The organism is Mariniblastus fucicola (assembly GCF_008087665.1).
In the GTDB taxonomy this organism is placed as follows: Bacteria; Planctomycetota; Planctomycetia; order Pirellulales; family Pirellulaceae; genus Mariniblastus; species Mariniblastus fucicola.
This window is the reverse complement of sequence record NZ_CP042912.1, coordinates 4141064-4165160: the sequence shown is the minus strand read 5'-3', so window position 1 is coordinate 4165160 and position 24097 is coordinate 4141064. Positions and strand designations below refer to the sequence as shown.

18 protein-coding genes are annotated in these 24097 nt (G+C 53.1%); 6 read left to right on the top strand and 12 right to left on the bottom strand.

Annotation, left to right across the window (positions count from 1 at the left end):
* The first annotated feature begins 24 nt into the window (after positions 1-24).
* Complete coding sequence (gene flhB / locus MFFC18_RS15280) at positions 25-1098, top strand: flagellar biosynthesis protein FlhB (RefSeq protein ID WP_075082145.1); 1074 nt, start codon at positions 25-27, stop codon at positions 1096-1098.
* Between the two features lie 9 nt (positions 1099-1107).
* Here the strand turns inward: flhB and sthA are convergent, their stop codons facing one another.
* The 8 genes from sthA to MFFC18_RS15240 form a co-directional block, all read right to left on the bottom strand.
* Positions 1108-2604 carry a Si-specific NAD(P)(+) transhydrogenase gene (sthA, locus tag MFFC18_RS15275; RefSeq protein WP_075082146.1) on the bottom strand — a complete coding sequence of 499 codons (1497 nt, stop codon included), beginning with the start codon at positions 2602-2604 and terminating at the stop codon, positions 1108-1110.
* A 152-nt stretch (positions 2605-2756) separates the two neighbouring features.
* Positions 2757-4397, bottom strand: a complete 1641-nt coding sequence (locus MFFC18_RS15270; RefSeq protein ID WP_075082147.1) for a flagellar hook protein FlgE — start codon at positions 4395-4397, stop codon at positions 2757-2759.
* 130 nt (positions 4398-4527) lie between these two features.
* On the bottom strand, positions 4528-4896 hold the full coding sequence (locus MFFC18_RS15265; RefSeq protein ID WP_075082148.1) for a flagellar hook capping FlgD N-terminal domain-containing protein: 369 nt from the start codon (positions 4894-4896) through the stop codon (positions 4528-4530).
* A 37-nt stretch (positions 4897-4933) separates the two neighbouring features.
* On the bottom strand, positions 4934-6358 hold the full coding sequence (locus MFFC18_RS15260) for a flagellar hook-length control protein FliK (protein ID WP_075082149.1): 1425 nt from the start codon (positions 6356-6358) through the stop codon (positions 4934-4936).
* Between the two features lie 239 nt (positions 6359-6597).
* Positions 6598-7683: a sigma-54 interaction domain-containing protein gene (locus MFFC18_RS15255; RefSeq protein ID WP_157665011.1), complete on the bottom strand. Its 1086-nt coding sequence runs from the start codon at positions 7681-7683 to the stop codon at positions 6598-6600.
* A gap of 68 nt (positions 7684-7751) precedes the next feature.
* Positions 7752-8150, bottom strand: coding sequence for a hypothetical protein (locus tag MFFC18_RS15250; protein WP_075082151.1), 399 nt, complete (start codon positions 8148-8150; stop codon positions 7752-7754).
* Complete coding sequence (locus MFFC18_RS15245) at positions 8137-9219, bottom strand: tetratricopeptide repeat protein (RefSeq protein WP_075082152.1); 1083 nt, start codon at positions 9217-9219, stop codon at positions 8137-8139. The genes MFFC18_RS15250 and MFFC18_RS15245 overlap by 14 nt, the downstream gene beginning before the upstream one ends.
* A gap of 7 nt (positions 9220-9226) precedes the next feature.
* Positions 9227-11422 carry a tetratricopeptide repeat protein gene (locus MFFC18_RS15240; RefSeq protein ID WP_148618897.1) on the bottom strand — a complete coding sequence of 732 codons (2196 nt, stop codon included), beginning with the start codon at positions 11420-11422 and terminating at the stop codon, positions 9227-9229.
* Positions 11423-11631: 209 nt separating this feature from the next.
* Between MFFC18_RS15240 and MFFC18_RS15235 the strand changes: the two genes are divergently transcribed.
* From MFFC18_RS15235 to MFFC18_RS15215, 5 genes are all read left to right on the top strand, one after another.
* Complete coding sequence (locus MFFC18_RS15235) at positions 11632-11910, top strand: hypothetical protein (protein ID WP_075082154.1); 279 nt, start codon at positions 11632-11634, stop codon at positions 11908-11910.
* Between the two features lie 97 nt (positions 11911-12007).
* On the top strand, positions 12008-13429 hold the full coding sequence (locus MFFC18_RS15230; RefSeq protein ID WP_075082155.1) for a flagellin N-terminal helical domain-containing protein: 1422 nt from the start codon (positions 12008-12010) through the stop codon (positions 13427-13429).
* A gap of 156 nt (positions 13430-13585) precedes the next feature.
* Entirely contained in the window at positions 13586-15580 is a 1995-nt protein-coding gene (fliD, locus tag MFFC18_RS15225; protein WP_075082156.1) for a flagellar filament capping protein FliD, read from the top strand.
* Positions 15581-15631: 51 nt separating this feature from the next.
* Complete coding sequence (locus MFFC18_RS15220) at positions 15632-16054, top strand: flagellar protein FliS (RefSeq protein WP_075082157.1); 423 nt, start codon at positions 15632-15634, stop codon at positions 16052-16054.
* A gap of 320 nt (positions 16055-16374) precedes the next feature.
* Positions 16375-16794, top strand: a complete 420-nt coding sequence (locus tag MFFC18_RS15215) for an LmrA/YxaF family transcription factor (RefSeq protein WP_238381154.1) — start codon at positions 16375-16377, stop codon at positions 16792-16794.
* Here MFFC18_RS15215 and MFFC18_RS15210 read toward each other — a convergent pair.
* From MFFC18_RS15210 to MFFC18_RS15195, 4 genes are all read right to left on the bottom strand, one after another.
* On the bottom strand, positions 16786-17289 hold the full coding sequence (locus MFFC18_RS15210; RefSeq protein ID WP_075082159.1) for a hypothetical protein: 504 nt from the start codon (positions 17287-17289) through the stop codon (positions 16786-16788). The two genes, MFFC18_RS15215 and MFFC18_RS15210, sit on opposite strands and share 9 nt — an antisense overlap.
* A 444-nt stretch (positions 17290-17733) precedes the next feature.
* Positions 17734-18273, bottom strand: a complete 540-nt coding sequence (locus MFFC18_RS15205) for a hypothetical protein (protein ID WP_075082192.1) — start codon at positions 18271-18273, stop codon at positions 17734-17736.
* A gap of 75 nt (positions 18274-18348) precedes the next feature.
* Positions 18349-21792, bottom strand: a complete 3444-nt coding sequence (locus MFFC18_RS15200) for an efflux RND transporter permease subunit (protein ID WP_075082160.1) — start codon at positions 21790-21792, stop codon at positions 18349-18351.
* A gap of 9 nt (positions 21793-21801) precedes the next feature.
* The gene (locus MFFC18_RS15195) at positions 21802-23211 is read right to left on the bottom strand and encodes an efflux RND transporter periplasmic adaptor subunit (RefSeq protein WP_075082193.1); all 1410 of its coding nucleotides are present in this window, start codon (positions 23209-23211) and stop codon (positions 21802-21804) included.
* Positions 23212-24097 lie beyond the last annotated feature (886 nt).

The following is a 24097-nucleotide window of genomic DNA, read 5'->3' as shown; positions in this document are numbered from 1 at the left end:
CACGTTTGAACGTCCGATTGAAAAATGGCTGATCAGGATCGCGATCAAAAAACAGAACAGGCAACGCCGCAACGCATTAGCAAGGCGTTCGAAGAAGGCCAGATCGGCTATAGCGCAGACCTAATCGGCGGCGTGATGTTGGCTGTTGGAGCTTTCTATTTCTGGATGGTCGGCGAATGGATGTTTGGCTCGCTAGGCGACAATATTCGGTTCCGCGTCACCTATTTCCGACCGATGATTGAGGATCCGCTTTCGATCGCGGACGCGCTCAGCTCCGACGTGATCAAGACGGGCATGGTCGTCCTCGGATTGATGCTGCCTCTGTTCATCGTGGCATTGCTGGGTGGCGCTTTGCAAACGAACTTCAACGTGACCTTCAAGTCGATGACGTTGAAATGGGAAAAGATGAGTGTGCCTTCGGGGTTCAAACGAATTTTTTCAATCAGCAGCGTGGTTCGAGGAGCATTCTCGATCGGAAAGGCCGCGATCATCGTCGGAATCCTGTACTACTTGGGGCGATCCCAGTTTGACGCGATGGAGATGGTAGCGTTTACGTCATTCAAAAGCATGATGTTCGTCATGTGCAAGATTTTGCTGCAGGCTTCGATTGCAATTGCGGCGACGCTTGCCGTGCTGGGCGTCGCGGACCTCGCGTTCCAGAAATGGAAACAGTCCCAGGACCTGAAGATGAGCATTCAGGAGATCAAAGACGAACACAAAGAAAACGAAGGTGACCCGCTGGTAAAAGCCAGGATCAAAAGGCTGCAGGCTGAAATGGGCCGCAACCGAATGCTGGCAGACGTCCCCAAAGCCAGCGTTGTTATCACCAACCCGACTCACTTCGCCGTTGCCGTTCAATATGACGGCGACAATATGGACGCACCGATTGTGTTGGCCAAAGGAGCGGATCATCTGGCCAAAAAAATCATTGCCATCGCCAAAGAAAACGGCGTCCCGGTTGTGGAAAGAAAACCAGTCGCCCGGTTCCTGTATGCCAACACAAAAGTCGGCAATCAGATTCCGTTCGAACTCTACCAGGCGGTCGCGGAGATCATTAACTACGTCAGTCGAATCAACCGAAAGTCCGGCGCTGCCTGAACGTAAGTTCTAACTGACTGAGGTCGTTTCCAGGGTTGTGTCGACTACTGTCGCTGGAATTGCGACGGGATCAACATCGTGTTCGGAGGCATCTTCAAAGAGCGTGCCAAGGCAATCATCGACGTCGGCGCACAATCGGTTTAAACCGTCAAACGCAGCCACTTTGTAGCTTTCGGCCATCGTAGGATGGTTGAAAATTGCGTTGGCGAGGTAGTCGATGGTGCCGTCAAATGCCATGATGGTCTGACCGATGTGGATGATTTCCGTTGCCGTATCGCCGATGCAATGGACTCCCAGAAGTTTTCGGGACTCTCGATGAAAGAGCAGTTTCAACAGACCGTCATGGCCGCCGCAGATTTGCGATTTCGCCAACTCTTCAAATCTTGATACGCCGATTTCGAATGGAATTTTCTCCGCGGTTAGTTCTTGCTCCGTTTTGCCCACCATCGCGATTTCCGGAATCGTGAACAGTCCGTAAGGAATCTCACCCGTCGAAACTTTCTTACGCTCAAAGATGCGACTTGCCGCTTGCCTGCCCTGCTCCATCGAAGTGCTGGCCAACGCCGGAAAACCGATCACATCACCGACAGCAAAGACGCACGGAGACGAGGTTTCGTAGTTTTCATTGCATTTGACTCGCTCTCGTTTGTCGACTTCTACTCCGGCGGCAGCGAGGTTCAGGAACTCAGTGTCGCCTTTTCGCCCGACGCTAAAAAACGCCGTTTCACCGACGATCTTTTTCTGACTCTCCAGTTCCACGATGACGCGATTGCGACTGGCTTGTTTGACCGAACGGACGCTCTCACCAGTCCGGAAAGTGATTCCCAGAGACCGGGCTGTGAACATCAGATGATCCACGATCTCACTGTCGCAGAAACCAAGCAGCGTGTCCTGGCCGTCGACGATCGTAATTTTCACGCCAAGCGCCGCAAACATGATTCCGTATTCAATTCCAATCACTCCACCACCGATGACGATCATCGAGCGGGGAATTCGCTCGATGGTCAGGATTTCATCGCTATCGAAAACTGTTTCGCCATCGAAAGGGATGTGAGTCGGGCGATGCGGTTTGGATCCGGTCGCCAGCAACGTGTAGTCAGCCGTCAGGCGAACGCTACGGTCTTTGTTGGCGACTTCGATTTCATTTTCATTGACGAAAGCAGCTTCACCGTCGTAAATGTCGATGAAGTTCCGTTCGAGTTGGTCGAGGATAACGCGGCGTTCGCGCCCGACGACTTCCGACAGCTTTTTCCGTAGGTCATCCATCTGGATGTGTCGCTTTCGGCTATATCGCTCGCCGTAGACTTCTTTCTGCCGATAGCCCGTCAGGAACAGAATCGCCTCGCGGATGGTCTTTGACGGGACCGTCCCGGTATGCAGGCATACGCCGCCAACAGCTTTGCGATTGCGCTCCACAATGGCGACTTTTTTGCCCATTTTCGCGGCGGCAATCGCACCTTTTTGTCCTGAAGGACCTGTTCCAATGACGACCAAATCGTAATGCATAATAGCTTCCTTGTATTTTTGACGTCGACGCTAAGTCGGCCTCGTCGGGGAAGCAAAAGTAGATTTTGGTTTTGCGTGTCGCGTAGAAAACCGCCTACGCCGCGACGAATTAGGGAATTCCCTTCACGTCTCGGCGTTGCAAAAAACGGACACTATCGGACGATACTGGTCAGCTCTTCAAGCACTTCATCGGCGACCGTAATCGTTCTTGCGTTCGCAGAGAAACCTCTCTGTGCCACGATTAAGCGGGTGAATTCCAGTGCGAGATCAACGTTCGAGCCTTCCAGCTGGTTACCGATCACCTGGCCTCGGACACCTGAAAGTCCGGTGCCGATCGAGGCCGCTCCACTGTTGACCGATTCCTGATAAAAGTTGCCGCCCAATCCCTCGAGTCCGTTGACGTTGGCAAAACTGGCAATCGAAAGCTGAGCCAACGCGAATGTTTTGCCGCTGGAAGAGAGCCCGGTAAGTTCCCCCGTTCCGTCAACGGCCAGTGATACCAGGGTTCCGGGAGGGCTGCCATCCTGAACAACAGATAGCGAATAGTCGGTCGCCATATGGTTCATGTTGTCGAACGAAAGTTCAATCACCTGGGTTTCGACGACAGTATCAAAATTGAGCTCGATGTTGGTGTCTCCGTCACCTGTCTCGCCCGCGATCGAAAACGTCCCGTCTTCGTTGAAGAAGATGTTATTGACTTCGGCGTCGAACGTTTCGCCGGAGTTGGATTCGAGAGTGGCGACCAGGTTCCAACTGTTGTCGGACTGCTTGAAGAACTCAAAACCGACCCGGTGGTCTGTGCCACGTTTGTCGAACAACTCCACGGAGACTTCATAGGAATCACCGTCAGTTCCTTCGTTGGAAACGACCATCGATGTTCTTGCGAATTGCGTCTCGCCCACGTTGCCAGAACCGTCCTGAAGCGTCAGGCTTGCGAACGCCTCGCCAGTTTCGTCAGCGGTGATCTCCAGTGTGCCATTGGGGTTGAGTTCAGCGACTGCGCCGATGAGTACCGAATTGACCTCGTCGACGAGGTCTTGCATCGTCGCCGCGACGGCATCCACCGACGCGGTAAACGGTGTGCCGTCCGGATTGGTTCCCGAAATCTCAACGGTGTCCCCGACGACATAGTCTGTTGTGTTAATCGTCAGATCACTCAACAGAGTCGTCGCGTCGGCAGGTCCCGTCGTCGTGGCATACGGTTCAGCTGAAGTCAAAACTTCAACGCCGGGTGGATTGGCAAACGTCGGCAGGTTTCCATGAAAGTCAACCGTTTCGGTAATCGTTCCGGGTATCGCTGCTCCCAGCGGAACGTTGATCGAATTCGTTCCTTCGACCTGGAATCCAAAGTTTTCGTCGCTGCTTTCCCCGACGTCTCCTGTTCGTTGAACCTGGAATCCCGTCGCTGGATCGACAAGATTGCCGAGTTCGTCGAGTGAGAATGATCCCGCTCGAGAGTAAACGTTTTGCCCATCGGCTGCTTCAAGGACAAAGAATCCTTCGCCCTGGATTGCAAAGTCCAGCAGTTCTCCAGTGGTTTCGAGTGAGCCCTGTCCGAAACTTCGCGAAATCTGGCTCACGCGGACTCCCGATCCGATCTGTTGCGGATTGACGCCGCCGTTTGCGTCGTTGGCTCCAGATCCGGATTGAACCGTGTTGTAGGTCAGGTCGGCAAACGCTGCCATCTGCGACTTAAACCCGGTCGTATTCATGTTGGCCAGGTTATTGGCCACCACGTCGAGTTGTTGTTGGTGTGCTCGAAGTCCGGAGACTCCGGTGGTCAGTGCGCTCATCTTTTTTGTCTCAGTTGAAAGTATGTATGCGGTGTTGCAGTATCAAGTTGCGGTACCAAATCGCGTTGTCATCCCCAAGCGTTTGGCTGGCCAGAACGTTACTGGGCAGAACGTTACCGGCCAGAGTTGTCTAAGCGGTAGAAGTCGCTACGCCAACGATCTTCCCAATCGAAACCGTTTCGCCGTTGACCAACAGATTGATCGAGTCCTGCGAAGTGAACAGTTCATCCACTGTACCCGTTTTGACTTCGCCGGTGATGTCGTCTTCATAGCTGACTTCTTTCCCGACCAGGTCAACGCCTTGAGTGACTTCCTGCAACCTCAGCATGTCGGCAAACGAACCGTTAAGGTCTTCGACGCCTTCGAGCATTGAAAACTGGGCAAGTTCACTGATCATTCCCTCCTGATCGACGGGATCAATCGGGTCCTGGTTCTGAAGCTGTACGGTCAACAATTGCAAATAGTCAACGGTCGCGACTTGCGATGAGATGCTGGGCATTTCGATTCCTTACGCTATTGGTGAGTGATGTTCTATTTCAGGCGACGAAATTGACGCCCGTCGTTTGTGTGTGGACTACGGTGGGGGTATCCGCCGCGGTTTCCGTTGCTGTGAAACTTGGTGATGAGTTCGTATCCTGTTCGTCGTTCATTGGTTCCTGATCCGAACCACCGTGTGAAATGTCGAGCGACGTTTCGCCAAAGCCAAGCTCGGAAAGCGATTCCAACAGAAAGTCTTTCTCCTGCAGCAACATCTCTGTCGAGTTAAAGTCGGATGCAGTGATCTGAGCGACCATCTGATCCGACGTTTGCTCGATCGTGATCTGCAGTTGGCCAAGTTCCGCTGGGTGGAGTGTGAGCGAAATGGTCTGTGACGCCTCGTCTTTGAACGAAGCAAACTTGGTTTGGATTGCCTGACTAGCCTGAGACGCAACGGCGTAACTCGTTCTGATTTCGGGAGCGAACTTTGCAATTGTTGAAGCTTCGTTGATCGTCGTGGCTCTGTCCGTCAGCATGCCAACTTCCGCACCGCTGGGCAAAGTTCCCGGCGTTAAGTCGATGCCGGCCGAGTGGTCTGACGGTCCAACCGACGTGGTGGGGTCGACAGAATCTTCTGGCAATGACCTTGCATCGAACCGCGTGTTTGGGTTGCCTGGATCATGCAAGGATGGATTCGATTGATCCCCGTTTAACGGCTGGGCATCGGCGTTAGCTTGTCGTTCGGAGTTCGAATTTTGTTCGAGGTTTGCGTCCGATTCGTCATCGGATCCGATGGCATTGGCGGTCACACCCTGGTCGGTTGACGTAGATTCGGCGTCCTCGCTTGCGACTCGAGCTTCCTGCTGGGCCACGGCGATCGCTGCGTAGTCTTGCGGTGACGAAGAATCGTTCGTTGCTTCTGTCGTACCCGTTGACTGAGCCGCAGCGGTTTGCGTTTGCTGCTGCGACGAATCAGCCAATTGCTGGTCGCCCTCTTCTAATGCTGTTGCCCCTAACTCGTCCGTGTTTTGCTGCATTTCATCATTTGTAGAAGGCTCAATCTCAGGCTGGTCGAGCAATTCCGCGTCAGCCGTCTCCCCGGTCGCCGCGTTTTCTGGTGGATTTGACTCATCGGATTGGTCAGTAGTGGCAGTCGTCTCAGCATCAACAACGCGAGTTGTCGCATCAGTGGACGTTCCTTGAGTTCCGCCGGTGACACTGAGCTCAGAATCTGTTCCAGGCGAAGCCAACAGATCTGAAAACTGAAGCGCTTGAGAGAAGAATCCGGACTCGGGAGGCAGGTCTCCGTCCTCGTCGCCGCGTTCGGCCGCGGCGTCTGCAGAAGTTCCATTCGATAGTTCCAGTTCCGCCAGGATCGACTCAAACGAGATCGGCGCTGCAACATCGTCTTCTCCCAAACCCGATTCGGTTTCGGCAACGGTGGTGTTGGCACCGACGAATAAATTGGCAGGAAAACTGTTCACTAAATCCCTCTGCGAATGGAAGGATTTAAACTAAAGCAAATGCGATGCCAATCGTGATATCAGTGGACAATTGGGAAGGACGTTGGACTTTGCAGGCTTGGCAGATCAGCTTACCGTCGCAATCAGTAGAGTCTCCGCTGCACGCGGGCGGACTGCCGGAAACGATTGCCTGGCGAGAGAATGTTTTTCCTGGGAGCGAAAGGGCAAACCCTTCGAGTTAATCAGGCAGCTGATTGGCATTAGGCGGCTTTCGGCCGCCCCAGAAGTTCGTCGCCGTCTCCGTCGGATTGTTCCCTGTAGATCCGAAGCTTGTTGGTCAGCGTGCGAGTTGACACGCCCAGCTTTTCTGCCACGACCCGTTTGCTGCCGTACTTTTGCAAGGCCGCGATAATGATCTGTTTTTCGATGTCAGCCAGTTTCGTGTGCAGCCATTGGTCCGGCATTGACACCGGTTGGCTCGGTGCGGAGCTTGATTTCAGCGAGTCCAAACAGTCGACGTCAATCAATGACTGCGTTGTAAGGATACAAGCTCGATGCACAAGGTTGCGAAGCTCGCGAACATTACCCGGCCAGTCGTGTTGCGACAGAGCTTGCATCGCGGTCGCAGTGAAGCCCTGGATACGGATGTCGTTTTCATGTTGGAAGCGGTTCACGAAATGCATCGCCAAAAGCGGAACGTCGATCAGGCGTTCGCGAAGTGCCGGAATCTCGATCGCTACGACGTTGAGGCGATGGTAAAGGTCCAGCCGGAAGTTACCCTTTTCAACTTCCTGTAGCAGGTCCCGGTTGGAGGTCGCGATGACCCGCACATCGGTTTGGATTGGCTCGTTGCTGCCAACGCGTTCAAACTCGCTTTCCTCCAGCACCCTCAACAGTTTAGCTTGGGTGGCAAGAGGAATTTCCGTGACTTCGTCCAGCAACAGCGTGCCGCCATTGGCCAATTCGAATCGTCCGACTCGGGCCTGAACCGCATCGGTGAACGAGCCCTTCTCATGACCGAACAGTTCGCTCTCGATCAGGCTTTCGGGCAACGCCGCGCAATTGACTCGTACAAACGCGTTGGCCGAACGCTGACTGGCGTGGTGGATCAGTTGTGCGAATAACTCTTTGCCAGTGCCGCTTTCGCCACTAAGCAGGACGGATGCCGAACTGTTCGCGACGCGAGTTGAAAGCTTCTTCAGAACACGAATCTTTGATGACTGCGTGATCAGCATCGGCGGCTGTGAGGTCTGAGTTTTTGATGTGTGCATATTGGAGTTGGAATCAGATATGGCGTTGGGTTCTGGCAGACGCGAATCGTCAGTCTTCGGAATTGAGAATTTCACAGGCGATCCAAATGATACGAAAGGAGTCTCTGGTTTGCGTTACGAGGATTTGAAACTTTTGGACTGATTCATGACGTCTGTTTGGCATAAGCTGACTTCATCTTCACCGCTCGAACTCCTTCGCGAATGATCGGAGCCAGCTTCTCTCTCGATTCCACAGCGTCTTTCTCCAGAGCTCCAATATTCGGAATCAGCGAAGTAACGATCGTCACCGTTTCATCGATCAGCTGTTGCGTTGGTCGTGGGATCGTCGCATTCGCAGCTTGCAATGAATCGCGAATCGGTTGAATCCGGGCTTCAGTTTGCTTGACATGATCCAGCAGTTGCTTGATCGTTTCAAGCGTATCGATGGGTGATTCGGTTTCTGGTTTTGTTCGTACCTGTTGAACGGTTTGGTCCACGATCTTGTACTGATCGAGCAATTGCAGAACCAGATTGTGGAACTGTTCAAGGTTATTGTTTGACATGTTCTTTGGCCGTTTCAATAAGTGAACTGATTTCAGTTTCTATCTGCGCAAAAGATGATTTTGAATTGGAAAGAAGATCCAATTGTTTCAACCAACGCCGAGCCGGCTTGGCGAGGTTCGGAGCCGAAGATTGGTTCGCGACTTCTCTGTACAGGCTGGTTGCATTTTCCCAGCTGCCCATTCTTCGATAGCAGCTTGCCATCATGAAATCCAACCAAACAGCCTCCGCTGCCGTGATTTCACTGCGATCGACTTGCGAGTAGGCTTCGAGAGCCGTTTGCAATTCGCCAGTCTGGTAGAGGCTGTTGCCAAGCTCAAACAAGTTGACGGGGTCAGGGAAAATACGGTTGGCATTGGACGGAGACGCTCTCGATGGATCGGAGACGGTCTGTTCGGTCGGCTGTGCGTTGGTCGTTGCAGGAGCTGGCATCGCTCGTGCGTCCCGAGGAATTGGCATCCGGTTGTTTGTTCTTTGGCTGAACGAATTGCGACTGTTGCCCGGTATTGTTTCTGCCGCAGCGGTCGTTGGCGGTGCTGACGCGATCGACCTTGAAGGCAGTTGCAGGTCTGCCTGCGAGACCGCCTGTTCTTCGATTCGTTTTTGCGCATAGATCTGCTTGAGCAATTCAATCCGTTGGACGATGTCATCCGTGTTTCCGATCCCCTCGACTGCCTCTTCAGGCATCGCAGGGCGGAGATCCTGTGGCGCCGATGAAATGCTCGGGCGCTGGTTCATGGACCATTCGTCGCCCGATTCACCTGGGGTTGTATCATTGGCAGGAGAACGTGTGGACGATTGAAGCTGTTGCGTTTCCTGCATCAAAGCTTTTAGCGCCGATTTGAGATCAGATGAACGACTGGGTGGTTGAGATTCGATTGCAATGTCCTGATTCGATTGGCTGACTTCGTTAAACAGGCTTTGATCAAACACGTCCTGGCTGACCACATCCTGATTGAAAACGATTCTCGCAACGTTGCCATCGTTCCGCTGCAGCTGAGCGCACGCCGATCCCGCCATGATGGACATCATGGAAATCGTGGCAAAGATCGTTGTCAGGACTCGCGTCATCTGGAATTTAGTTTTCTATATAGGTGGGCAAACGGCGACGGTTAACCGGCGAAGTAGCTTCGACGACTTTGTGAGGGAGTAACCCGGAGAAACAAAGTGCGGCAACTTCATGCCGGCCCAGTCGCTGGTAGGCGCGGCCCATCAAGGAAAGCGTTTCAGCTTTCTGCGGCTCGCTAATATTCTGCCGCCAAATTTCCCGGCAAATCGTCAGGCACTTTTCCGGATCTCTCTGAGACAATGCGATGTCAGCAAGCTTCAATTGGGCGTACAGGCTGGTCGCGTCAGGAGTCGAACCGACCAGTGACTGGTAGTGCTCAGCCGCGGCGGAAAGCTCGCCAGCGCGATACTGATTCGTTGCTAGCTCGAACGCAACACGACGCCTCCAGTGCTCATTTGGCGCCGCTTCGAGAGCCAGTTGAAGGAACTCCGTAGACCGACTCTTGAATCCGACTTCGTAGAATGCTCGCCCGATCAGCAAACGGTCCACGAACCCCACCGTGTCTTCCGGACTAATCGAAGCGAGGGCAACCACCATCCGTTCGGCTTCATTCCGCAACCCGTCTCCGGCTGCCATGCCAAGGTAGCGTGCGTAAGCAGAAAAAACGGCCGCTTTCCTCCGTTGCGATTTGTCGACTACCGCGTCGGCGTGATTGAAAAGGACGCGATTCGCGGAAAACGGGTCGCTGGCCAACAGATAGGCCTTGGACAGATTCATCAACGCGTCCTCTCGAACTTGCGCGTTTGTTGATAGTGCAAGTCCGCGCGAGAGGGCGTAAACGGCTTTGTCGGATCGACCGTTTTGCAATTCCAGTCGACCGATCCAGGCATAGCTCTTTGCTTGCAATCGTTGGTCCAGCGATTGGTCGACCGCGTAAAACATTTGTCTGATAGCCTCATCGTTTTGATCGTTCGCAACACTTACGATCGCCATATTGAATGAGAGTTGGGCCGCCAGTTCATCGTTGGGTACCAGTTTCTCAAGTTCGGCATAGCGGGTTGCTGCCGTGTCGATGTCCTGTTGTAGAAACGCGATGTTGCCGCGATGAAGAATCGCAGCGTCCCGGCGGATATCCCGGGAAAGAACAAGCTCGATCGTTCGCAGCACTCGATCGGCGATTGCAAACTGGAAGTCTCTCGATTCAGCGACGGCTTCCGATTCCAGGTAGATGTGAATTGTTTCGCTTCGCTGAATCCATATCAATCCCAGCGGAGAAAGGAGCTGATCCAAAACCATCGCCAGCGGCATTCCGGAAACATCCAGTCGCGATGATCGGCCTGTAATCACGTCTCTCGCGAGGACAGAGGCTTCGAAATCGAGATCTGCCTGTTGTGCAAATGCGTACAAAATCTCATCGATCTGGGTCAGCCGCACGTGTGAGTCCACGGCGATCAGATTCACATCCGGAGACGGACGCTGCAACACCTGGAACTTCGCCAAGGGCGGATCGTCTGCGTTGTTCGGTGCTGCTGCAGGTCGAGCGTCGCCTTCGTCCTGCAACAATTCCACCATCGCATCGAGGCTTGGTTCAGGCCAATGGAACTCCAACTGATCCATTGCGCCGCGTGCTTTCAAACCTTCCAGGCACTTCTGCTGAATGACGTCGCCGAGTTGGCAAGCGATTTGGTATTTGACTTCTTCATTCAACTGTTCGCTGCAGATATATCGCAGGAAAAGTTCGGAAAGCATCTCGTGGGCTTCCACCGGGTGACCTGTGGCCTGCCACGTTCTCGCGACTCCAGTCAGCCCGAGAATTTGAGCCGTCGACCCGTTCGTCGATCTGCGTACTGCTTCTCGATAAAAGTGATTGGCGTTCTCGTGGTCACCCCTCAATTCAGTCGCCAGGGCCAGTCGGATCAACAGGCTCGCCGGAGGGTCTGCCCGATGATCGTTGGTCGCTTTGGCGAACTCGCGATGAGCTCCGTCGATGTTGCCGGCGAGCAGGTATTGGTCACCCTGTTCGATGTGGTCGATGTCAAGATCAACTATTAGCGGATCGAGTGCTGTCTGGTCCTGCAAGTTGTCGATCAGCGGCGTGGACAAGGGTATTCCCTCTCGTGAGTGCAACGGCTTGTTATCGACGCCGATATTGGTAGGGCTTTCCCTCTCGACGGCCTGTTTTTGGCTTGGCCAGTTGAAAATCACGCCACCGGCAACTCCCGCCGTAATTATTGCAGTCGTCAGCCAGACTTTGATGCGGAACATAAAATGCCGCCTTTTGCTTGACGAAATGAAATAAAGAGTCAGTTTTGCGAGACCCGCGAAATCGAATCGCGTAATGCAATCGGAAAATTCTTCCTGCCCTGCAAAACCTTTTCGTCTTCCAAACATTGGGCTCTTTAAAATTTTGTTGGCAAGTTCCGCCGGCACCCAACGACAACAGTTTTGCAAACCGAATTTGATGGGACAGCAAAATGGAAATTAACAACGGCAACAATTTATTGCGGCCACACATTCAGTCTCAACAGACGCAAGCCAAAGTTGGTCATGTTTCCAGCCAGGCGGCAAGCGGACCTGAAGGAGCATCAACGTCGATCGATACCAGCTCGGTTGAAATGTTGAACGCTCTACTAGGTGGCGGTTCAGAAGTACGGGAAAGTCTCGTGCAGGAAATAAAGTTGAAAATTGAGGTTGGCGAGTATCTGACTCAGAAATCTGCGGTCGACGCCGCGGATGCCATTCTCAATCTGTAGCCCTTGCGGTTTTTTTCGACAACCAGAACAGGCAAGGATGCTGAAACAATTCAAGGATGTGCTAACAATCCTTTTGAGATTCACGAAAGATTAAATTATGAGTCTGTCACTTGCCAGTAATGTTGGTGCACTTAACGCCCAGCACAACTTGACCCGCTCTTCCAACAGCTTGAACAAATCAATCGAGCGCTTGTCTTCCGGATTCAAAGTTAACCGTGGTGCCGATGGTCCCGCTGCGTTGGTTATCTCTGAAAAGCAGCGTGCACAAATCGCCGGTCTCCGTCAGGCGATCGATAACACAGAGAAAGCTGTTTCTGTTGTTCAAACCGCCGAAGGTGCTTTGAACGAGATCAGCAGTATCCTTGTGAAAGTTCGTTCGCTTGCATTGGATAGTGCCAACGCCGGCGTCAACGATGACGATGCGTTCGCTGCCAACCAGGCCGAAATCGACAACGCACTTGATACGATCAACCGTATCGCAAACAACACACAGTTCGGCGAAAAGAACCTGCTTGACGGTTCAGCCGGTGTTTCTGGCGTCGCGGACGATCCGGACGTCACTTACCTGAAGTCGACGGCTCAAACCAGTGCCGGTACCTACGCTGTAGAAGTCACGACTCAAGCTGAGCGTGCGAACGTTACTGCTGGTACTGCTCAGAGTGGTAACCTTGCTGCTGACGAAACACTGACTGTCAACGGCGTTAGCATCACATTGAACTCTGGCCTGGATCAGGCTGGTGTAATTGCTCGAATCAACGAGTTCTCTGGTGAAACAGGCGTGATCGCAGAAGACGATCCAGCCAGTGCTGGACAAACGCGGCTTTACACAACTCAGTTTGGTGCAGACGCTTCGATTTCAGTCGTCTCAGATACTGCGGCAGCAGCAACAAGTTCTGGTTTCGGAACGACAGCCGATACAGACGACGGCGTCAATGTTGCTGGTACGATCGACGGCGTTGCAGCCGCTGGTTCGGGTGCAACTCTGACTGCAACATCGGGTGCTTCAAAAGGCCTCGCGGTTAAAGTTGGTGCTGATGCAGCAGACGCTGCATTGAGTGTCGATGGAGCTCAAGGCAACGTCACCGTTACCAACAATTCGCTTGTCTTCCAAATTGGTGCCAACCAAAATCAGACCGCTTCAATTGCGATTAACTCGGTTCTGGCATCTGGCTTGGGCGTTGGTGTTGAAGGAAATTCTTTCAGCAGCCTCGAAGAAATTAACGTTACATCGGCTGCGAACGCTCAGGATACTCTGGCGATCATCGATGCAGCACACGATGAGATTTCTAACATCCGCGGCGTTCTCGGTGCATTCCAGTCAAACACTCTGGAATCGATCGCCAATAACATGCGAGCGACTTTGGAAAACACTGTCAACGCAGAGTCTGTTATTCGTGACACAGACTTCGCCGAGGAAATTTCGAAATTCACCAACAGCCAGATTCTTGTTCAGGCAGGTACTTCGGTTCTTTCCAACGCGAATCAGACGTCACAGGGAATCCTCTCACTTCTCCAATAGTGAGGATGCGGATTCACCGTCGCGTTTGGAATCCTTTCAAAACGCGGCGTCGTGATCCGGCAATCGAAGAAGCGCAGCTTTACGCTTCTTCTTTTCTTTTCTACTTTTGCTTTCTTTTTTCTGCCTGCCCCCTTTTGTCTGCCACGAGGCGTACCAATGGCTTTTACTATCGACGGGATCGTCTCGGGGTTTGATACCTCGACCATTATCGAAAGCCTGTTGGGTTTCCAGCAGACGCAACTCGATACCTTCAACGCCCGCAAAGCAGAAATTACGACTCAGCAATCTGCGTTCAAAGGCATCGAGGCCCAGCTTCTCACGATGCAAAATACACTCGGCCGTCTCAACCGAAGCGCGAGCTCGGTCTTCGATGTTCAACAAGCCGTTTCCAGCGACGAAGACATTCTGACTGCCGCAGCCAGTAGTAGCGCAGCGAACGGTACGTATCGGCTCACCGTCGATCAATTGGCAACCGCTCATCAAATCGGATCCCAGGGGTTCGATTCCAGTTCAGCCGAGATCGCGACTGGAGAAATTTCATTCAAAGTCGGTGATCGCGTTGAACAGACCATCACGATCGATGAGAACAACAATACACTGGCTGGACTTGCCACTACGATCAACGAAGAGCTCGACGACGTTACCGCCAGCGTCATCTATGACCAGGGCGCTGACTCGTACCGCTTGCTGTTGACCTCAAAACACACCGGAACCGCCAATGAGGTAAACGTCAGTTCAAACTTCGATGTCGGCAGCGGAACCGAGCCTGACTTTTCTGGCGAACCGATCCAGGCTGCAACTGATGCGTTGATCACGCTTGGTAGTGGAGCCGGCGCGATCACAGCCAGCTACTCAACCAACCAGGTCGAAGGCTTGATCGAAAACGTGACGCTCGATCTTACCTCGGCCGACCCGGACAAACCCGTCACCATTCAAGTCTCCTCCGACAGCACTTCGGCCAAAGAAGCGATTGGAGATTTCGTCAACGAATTCAATGCCATCATGGAATTCATTGACAATCAAACGCAATACTTGCCGGACACCGATCAGGCCAGTCCTCTGTTGGGGAATCGGTCAGTCAACGAGATTCGTGATGAGCTACGGCAGGTCGCGATCGATACAGTACCAGGCCTCGAAGGTGGTGCGAATCGATTGGCCGCGATCGGCATCGAGATCAACACGCAGGGACGATTGCAAATCGATTCGGCTCAACTCGACAAGGCGTTTTCAGGAGAGATCGAAGGCATCGAACCCAACGAAATTCGCAATCTGTTCGGGCTCAATGGAACCTCCAACAACGCGGGAATCGAATTTGTCGCCGGCAGTAGCCGAACGGTGGCTCCGGATTCTTCGATCGAAGTCAACATCACGCAGGCTGCAGAGCAAGCGTCAATTACGGGCGAAGGCACGCTGGCTTCTTCCGTCGTGATTGATTCCGACAACAACGAATTTCAGATCACGCTCGACGGCGTCGTTAGTGAAACCTTGACGCTCGAAGAGGGCACCTACACTCAGGAAGAACTGGCGTCTCACCTTCAGTCGACCATCAAAAACTCAAGTGAGCTTGGTACACGTGGTGTTCAGGTTTCTGTCACCGAAGGCGGAGACCTTCAGATCGTTTCCGATAAATACGGCAACAGCTCCAAGCTTTCCAGCATCTCCGGACCTGCGGCCAGTGCACTGGGATTCACCGGAGCCGAATCGGACGTTGGGCAAAACGTTGCCGGCGAGTTCATTATCGACGGCGTCGTCGAAGCCGCGACTGGCAACGGTCGTGTTCTGGTCGGTGATTCAGACAACGAATACTCGGCCGACTTGCAGGTCAGCGTTTCACTCGCGGCCGATCAGATAAACGCCGGCAGTGAGGGTGAGCTAACCGTGACTCGTGGTGTGTCAGGTCAGCTTGACCAGTTGGTCAGCAAATTTCTCGATACTGACAACGGGACGCTCAAAGGTATCGACGATGCGTTTGAGTTACGGCTTCTGGACATTGACGAATCGATCGCGAATGTCGAAGAGATTACCGAATCCAAACGCGCCTACCTGGTCGCCGAATTCACCGCGCTGGAATCGATAATCAACGAGCTTCGAACTACCGGCGACTTCCTGACCCAACAACTTTCCACGATTAGCAGTAGCAGCGACGACTAAAGTCAGTCTGCCGCAACTGTACAAGCTTAACCTCAAGGATTGATCTTACTGATGAGCACTGCGACAACAAAACTTGGAGCCTACAAAAAACAGGATATCTTTGGAGGGTGGACACGCATCGATTTGCTGCTTCAGCTTTATGATCGGGCGATTGAAAAGATGAGTGATTGCCAGACCGCACTCGACGCCAACAACGATTCGGCTTACGTGCAGAGTTTTGTCGATGCCCAGAAAACGGTTCTGGCGATCCATTCCGGGCTCAAGGCTGACGAGCACGACGTAGCATTCAACGTCGCGCGACTATTGCACTTTGTGTTGCAGAGCCTTGCCGACAAGAAATTCGCCGATGCGATCAAAGTGATGAAAGAGCTTCGGGACGGGTTCGGCGCTATCGAGGCGGAAGCCAACGAGCTTGAGCTCACGGGGAAGATTCCTCCGATGGATACGGTCGACATGTTTCGCGCGACAGTTTAGTTCTGATAGGCGTTCCCCAAGGGGCTGCGCAAGCAGGCCCTGCCGGGAGAATCTCTCATTTCAGCGCGAAAGCGAACATTCGTTTTGACCTCCTTGTGCGGCCAAGCTGCTGCATCTATGCTCCCGGGCTAACTTGACTAAGCTCGATTGGCCTCAGGGGGTGCGTTTTGGCGCGTTTCACCGCCGAACATTTCATAGATAGAACTACCCGGCTACTTTCCAAGCACTACGGAATCAATGTTTCGTTGTCGATGGTGCTTGACGCTTGTGAAGCGCAGAAAGGTTCGCTCTATCATTTCTTTCCGGGAGGAAAAGACGAATTGATAGCTGCAGTTGTCGAGGGCATTTCTGCCGAAGCAACTGCCGACCTCAAAGATTGCATTCATAAAGCTGGAGTACTTTCGCAAGCCATTGAACTTCACCTGCTTCATCTTATCGAACGGTTTGACCGACCCGTGAGCGAAGTTGGGCTACCATTTTTGGCGATGGCGACGACGCTGGGAGCGACGAATGAAAGAGTTCGTTTAGCCTGTATGAAAGCGATTCAAATGCTCGAGTCGACTTACAGAGAGCAGCTGTTGAAGGAAGGCCATGGCTGCGACAGCGCCGAAAGTCTTGCTACGTTTCTGGTATTGGCCGTGGACGGGGCCATCCTGCTTGCTCGCTCAAGAGATAACTCGGGGCCGCTGAAAACTGCCTCAAAACAACTGGCCAGCATGCTGTCTGTCGGTTCAGCCTAGATTTGTCTGTCTGGCGTTAATCACCAGTTCCGTATCCATCGCCGCAATCTGCAATGAAGCTCCGACGCTGGCGACGATGGCGGTGACGCAAATGATTGTCAAAATGGTGCCGGGGAGAAAGTTCACAAATCCGGCAAGGTCGAGGAACAGAAACCGCCCCAATTCTGTCAGCCCACCAATCAATGCTGCGAGGAAGATCGCAAAGTTGGATCCGTGCCAAATTGGAACCATGCAGCACAACGTCACGCACCCGGCCCACAACAAGTTGAAGCCTTGTCGTTTGATAATTGCTCCCGCGACTGCCGGGTATTCAATTGACGCTGAGTTGTGATGAACCGCATCTGCGATTTTCTCGATAGCGATTGGAGTGTCCTCGCTCAGTGCCGCGACTCCTGCAAACACGTGCATTAAACCCCACGCTCCCCACAGGGCAACACTAACACGTAGCATTAGAATCGTTTGCGGGTTGTATTTTCTTGAGCCTGACGTATCCATCGATTCTCTGCGATAACAACAAGATTCGGTATGTTCAGTGCGGCACTTGGGAGCCGGGGAGAAGTCGGAGATCGTTGCTATACGAAACTCCGACCGGCAGGAAAATTCTGTGCCATGCGTCTAATGCATACACCTGAAACCGTTCCCCGCGGAGGCAATCTATCTAATTTGACCAATCGGTCAATTCGCGTTCTGTAAATTTTTTTGGTGAATTAAGTTGCCATAACGATTTTGGCTTCGAGCCATAAGTTTACGCGGCAACATCGGCAATTTTCGGTTACTGATTGCGATCCATATCGATCTCAAATTTGATGTTAGGGGGCGTTAGTCTGCATTGCTGTTTTGGATAGAAGTCTGGCATGCAATTTCTTACGGACGTTTGAGCCGTCGAGCCAATGCTTGAGATTGAAAACAACCTGTATTGCTAACTTCAGCTTGCATCGCCTACTCGTCCTCCTCGCTGAAATTCCCTGAGTAGGGCGTTCCGTCGACGACCCCAGAAATCGAGCCTTCGAAGTCTTTGCGAATGCCGAAGTTCTTATGAGTAGTAACAAAGCGAGAGGATTTCCCCATTACTTCGCTACCGAGTGGCTTGGCCGACAGAGAAACCGTGAACAATGGGTCCTTGACCGTCAGCGAAATTTCTTTGGCGTCGATAGGAGTAGAAGTTTTTTCGTCGTTGCCGAATATGAAAACAGTTGCTTCCTGTTTGTCGTGATCGACCGTCAACTCAGCGTGGTACTTTCCGCCGCCCCAGTCAACAATTGTGCCGCCGTGAGGTCCCGGACCGTGTGCGTGCCCTTCCTCGTGGTGGTGGTTGTCGTCGTCGTTGTGCACTGATCCATCGGCGTGAACGTGCGTTCCCGGTCTCGAATCATCTTGATTGTTCGCCGGCTTCGGATCGCAACCGCAAGCGATTGCCAGCATGCTGGCGAACGCAATCAGTAGAATGGCGGGTGAATCGGTGCGTGTTGTGGACTTCATTTGTTGCTCCAAGTTTTTGATTGAATTGGTTTTGCAAAGCTGCCGCCGCAATGTCAGTCTCAAGAGCTCAGCTTTTCAAGCTCGATGCGCTTTCACGTCGTCCTGGATCTCATCGATGTCTTCATTCGAAGCAATTTTCACAGCGTCCTTGCCGCTGAACTTCCAGAACAGGCCGGGGTGGATAAGAAACTCGCAGAACGTAGATGTAAACAGACCTCCCAGAATTACCGTGGCGACAGGATACAAAATCTCGCGGCCAGGTTCTTTGCCGCCAAGCACGAGGGGAATCAGCGCGATCCCCGCCGTAAGCGCGGTCATCAGTACCGGAGCGAGCCTTTCGAGGCTGCCGCGAAGGATGGTTTCTTTGGAGTATTCCTGACCTTCTTCCTTGATCAGGTGAATGTAATGAGTCACCAACAGGATTCCGTTGCGGACGGCGATTCCGCCCAGGGAGATGAATCCCACCAGGCTGGCTACCGTCAACGTTTGCTGTGTGAGAACCAGAGCCAGGACGCCGCCAATGAAAGCCGTTGGCAGAGCGTTCAGAATCTGCAACACGATTCGAACCGACGGCATCAGCACCATCAGCACGATAAACATTCCCACTAGCGATACCATGCTGAGAATGAGAATCGTTTGCGTCGCACGTCGCTGGCTTTCAAATTGCCCGGAGTATTCGACAAAATAGCCTTCACTGAGGTCAAGCTGTTGGTCGAGCGTAGTCTGGATTTCAGCGACCGCGCTGGAAAGGTCGCGTCCCTGCGTATTGCAGCGAATCACGATTCTTCGACGACCATTGTCTCTGGCGATTGCGTTGGGTCCGACTCCGATTTCAACATCAGCCAGGTCGCTCAGTTCGACTGGTCCACGATTGTCCGGCAGGTCAATTCGCAGGCGTTGGAGGTTTGCGTAATCGGTGCGATATTCTTCTTCGAGCCGCACGAGCAAATCAAAGCGACGTTGTCCTTCGAGAATTTGCGAGACGACTTCGCCCTGGAGCGCTGTCTGCAAAACGCTCGCAACCCAAGCCCGGGTGACGCCGTGCAAAGCAAGATCTTCCGATCGTAAACGAATATGAAGTTCTTCCGTCTTACGAATCGGCTCGATGATCGGTTCGGTCACACCTTCCACCGTGGCGATACTCTGTTTGGCTCGGTTCGCATAAGCTTGAAGCTGATCAAGATCATCTCCAAAGATCTTGATTGCGATCTGAGCGTAAACGCCTGACACCATGTGGCTGATCAAGTGCGCCAACGGTTGTTCGACTTCAATCGCAACCCCAGGAACTTCAAGTTTTACTTCGTCCAACAGTTTATCGATCACCTCATCGCGTCGAATCTCCGCATCCGGATTCATGCTGAGGATGTACTCTGACACATTCACCGGAGATGCATGCTCGTCCATTTCAGCTCGCCCCGTCCGGCGGACAAAATGTAGAATCTCCCCGTCAGGATTATCGATGCCTTTCTGAAGCTCCCGGAATTTGCCGTCGATAATCGACGAGACCTGGTTTGAAGCCTCCAGCGACGATCCGGGAGGCAGCATCACGTTGACTTGCACGCTGCCTTCATCGAACTCTGGCAAGAAACTGCTGCCTAGGTTCGCGAATTGCCACGCCGCGATTCCAAACGCAATCCAGGTCAATAAAAGCAGCGGACCGGGGATCGCCATGCTCAATCGAACCATCGCGCCGCCGATGCGTTTGAGGAACCTCAGAAGCAACCCATCGGAATCGCGATGCGTCGCTTTCGATTTTGGCAGCAGGTAAAACGAGAGCACCGGGGTGACGGTTAGAGAAACCAGCAGCGACGACAGGATGGAAACGATGTACGCAATCCCGAGTGGCTCAAACAGTCGACCCGCAACGCCCGAAATCGCAAAAAGAGGCAGGAAGACCAGGATCACGACAACAGTGCCAAACACAATTGCACCTCGGACTTCGCGACTGGCGTCGTAGACCACCTGAATCGCCGGCCTCGGATTGTCGAGCGAGTTATTGTCTTTGAGCCGCCGGAAAATGTTCTCCACGTCAACAATCGCGTCGTCGACAAGCTCTCCCATAGCGACCGCAATTCCGCCCAGCGTCATGACGTTGATCGTTAGCGACGCGTCGGTCAGGTATCCGATCAACCTGAAAACCAGCATCGTGATCACAAGCGAAAGTGGAATCGCGGTCAGGGTGATGAAGGTCGTACGAAAGTTCAGCAAAAACAGAAACAGCACGATCACGACCAGAACCGCTCCGACAACAAGTGCTTCCCCGACGTTGAAGACACCTCGATCAATGAAGTTTCGCAGTCGAAAGAGTTCGCTGTTGATGACGACATCGGCGGGCAACGACGATTCGACTTCGGCCAACGCATCAGCAATATTGTCCGTCAAGCTACGCGTGTCGACATGAGGCTGCTTGACGATCGTGAACACGACGCCAGGCTGGCCATTGATCGCGCCATCGCCACGTTTGAACTCGGCACCCTCGGTGATTTCGGCAACCTGCCCCAACAGAACGGAACGCTTGTCAGTGACTTTTACCGGAACGCTGGTGAGGTCTTCTATCACGCGACGAGCGTCCGGACCAACACGCCCGAGCACTCGAATTGGCCGCTCTGATTCTCCAGTGATCGCGAATCCGCCGCTGGTGTTGATGTTGCTTTCTTCGAGCACTCGCTGAACATCCTGCAGCGTGACTCCGTATTCGATCAGCGCCGTCGGGTTAACGAGGATCTGATACTGTTTTCGGTCACCGCCCTGGATGAAGCACTCTGCCACGCCGGAAACTTTCAACAAACGGGGACGGACGACCCAATCGCCGATCGTGCCCAGATCCATTTGCTGCTGCAGCTCCGAAGGAAATTCAACGTCAATGGCTCGGCCGTTTACTTCGACCGTGAAAGCTGGCGGTGAGGCGAAAGCATCCGTCTCTTCATAGACCAATTCAGTCGGCGACCACGTTTTCGGTTCGTGGCGGTCGACCGGTTCCCAGAAATTGAGCGTTGGCTGGCCTTCGTTATCCTGAATCAGTTCAGCCATCAGCTCTGTTTTTCCAATGGCGGCAAGCTGTCCTCCTGTCGGACCTTTCTGTCGGTACGCGCCGGCGATCACAATCTGACCCATGATCGAAGACGGTGGAGTCATCTGCGGATTGATGCCTTTCGGTAAAATTCCGTCAAGCGTCGAGAGTCGCTCCTGCACCGTTTGCCGGGCGTCACGGATTTTGGTGTCCCAACCGAATTCGATGTAGATCACGTTCAGCCCTGCAGTGCTTTGACTGCGAACAGCTTCGACGCCACTGGCACCGAGAAGGGAGATTTCGATCGGGTGCGTCACCAACGTTTCGACTTCTTCGGTCGCCAGGCCGGGGCATTCGGTCAGTATGATAACTCGCGGCCGGTCAAGATCCGGAAATACATCGATTGGCATTGTCGTGGCCAACCACGACCCATACACCAACAGGATCAGGCTGATCACGATGACCAGAAATCGATAGCGGAGCGACAGTTTGATTACAGCGTCAAGCATTTCGTTTTCCTAGTGAGCCCCGTGAACACTGCCGTCGGCGTGGACGTGGTAACCGGCAGGCGTTGAGCCACTTGAGGCCTGAGCCTTGAGGATTCGGTTCAGCGAAGCCGCCGCGTTTTGAGCCAGGTAGAATCCGGGCGATACGCTGCCATCGTTTGCGATCACGACGTTGCTGCGATCTCGATGAAGCACTTTTACGGAGATCTGATTGAACAGGTCACCGTTCTGTTGGAACACAAACGCTTCCGGGCCATCCTGATAGACTGCTGTTGATGGAAGCACGATCACGTTCTTGATCTCTTCCACGGGAACCGAGATTCGTACCCGTTGTCCAGGGCGGAATCGCCAAACAATGAACGGACGATCGTCGCGTTCATAAACGATCGACTGGTTGTTCAACGAGATGAAGAAATCGAAAGTGCGACTGTCAGGATCGGTCGTATTCGCGAGATGGCGAATCTGAAACGTCTGTTGCAACGGACTCCAGTCTTCCGCGTTGTCTTCGGTGAACTCGACATCGACTTCCCAGCTTTTTTCAGCAGCTTTCGCCAGCTTGGAAGCTTCCTTTTTAAAAGCATGGCCCTTGATATACAACGATCGATGGTTTGCGAGGATGGCCAATGGTTTTCCGGATTCCACTTGATGTCCAAGATCGACTTTAAGCTGCTGGATTTCGAAAAAGTCTTCCGAGTCCGAACCGTTTGCAGTTAGGGAGTTGTCACTTGAAAGCGCAGAATTGGATTCGTTCATCGGCGGAGCGAAGATCTCGATAGAAGTCAGAAAGTCTCCCTGTTTGATCTGTTCGATCTGCGTTTCATCCAACCCGCGCGCGATCAGGTCCTGCTGGTGGGCATCGATCAAAGCCGACTGGCGTTTGAGTTTTTGGTCCAGTTCGATCATTCGCTTTCCGGGCAAGACTCCAGAATCGATCAGTTTTGACACGCGTGATATCTCCATTCTGACGATCTCCGTTTCCCTGACCGCTTTGAACAGCTCCGACTGGGCCTGCTGAAGCGAATCGCTAACCATTCGCAATCTAAACAGCTTGTCGCCAGGTCGCACGACGTCACCTTCGAAGGCATAGACTTGAGTCACCACGCCTTCGAGCGGAGAAGTGATTCCGCGATCAGTTACTCCTGGGCGATCGACGATTACCCCCGGGATTTCGATGCTGCGCCAATAAGTTTGCACACTGACCGGTTTAGATTTCAGTCCGAGGTTCGCGCGAGCCTGACTGTTGAGCTCCAGCGTTTTTCGTTCTTCGTTTGGTGCCGGCGTAGGGTGATCGTGTTCCGAACTTTCTGTCGCAACAATCAGCGGACGCCATTGGCCGCGAGTCAACCATGCTCCGGCGGCCAAGCCAATGATCACGGTCAGCCAGACAAGGGGCTGCCAGAACTTGTATATATTTGATCGCATCGTGGGTTCCTTGTGCATTTCGCGAAATGCGGACAAACGGATTGTCTTGCAGGGAGGGCGAACGTATGTCCTGAGATCTCAGGCGTTCGGAAGCTGAAAAGCAGTCGATTGCGACTGGCGATTACAGGCGCAGAGAGCCTGTTTGCAGAAAGAGCGCGCAAGGGTAGCGCCCGAGTAAGGCGTCGATGGGATCAATCACCTGCGCCGACAATGGCGGCCGAAAAGAACACAGAATTTCACAAGGCTCACTGGTGAAGCGTTGCCCGCAAAACAAAAGCCGTGAAGTCAGAGGTGGAAGGCTTTCGTCGTTGCTGATCAGCAAACCTTCGTCATGCTCCCCAAGCCCGAATTCACAGTCCACGTGAGACTCGCAAAGCTCGCTATCACAAGCTTTTCGGACGCCATGATGATCTTCGTTCTGATTTCGATGCCGCGGGTGCGAATGCGATCCGTTGTCGGAATCGTGTTTGTGAAAATGCGAGTGATCGTGTGAGCAGGCGCGTTGGACTTCCCAGGACAAATGATAGTGAGGCGCCGAATCCACGTGCCCATCATGCGAATGCGCGCAACAAATTACCGCCTGGTTTGCAAGCAAAGCAGGAACGAGAATTAGGCATACAAGCAATCGAAACATCTGGATCAGTATCGAAATTTAGTGCGTACAGGATGAGTGGAACTATACGTGGCCCGCAGACTGGCGGCAATCGATTGTGCCACGGATTCTGCATCAATTAACGCAGAATCGGCTCAATCGGATCAATCTGCCTCTCGGAAACGCCTCTTTCCCTCCACCGCTGCGGGGCGCGATCGATTTTTGCTCAGTCCAATCATACTCGAATCAGCTACTCGCGGTTCGTTGACGCATGCGTCGCGACCGATCGGAATC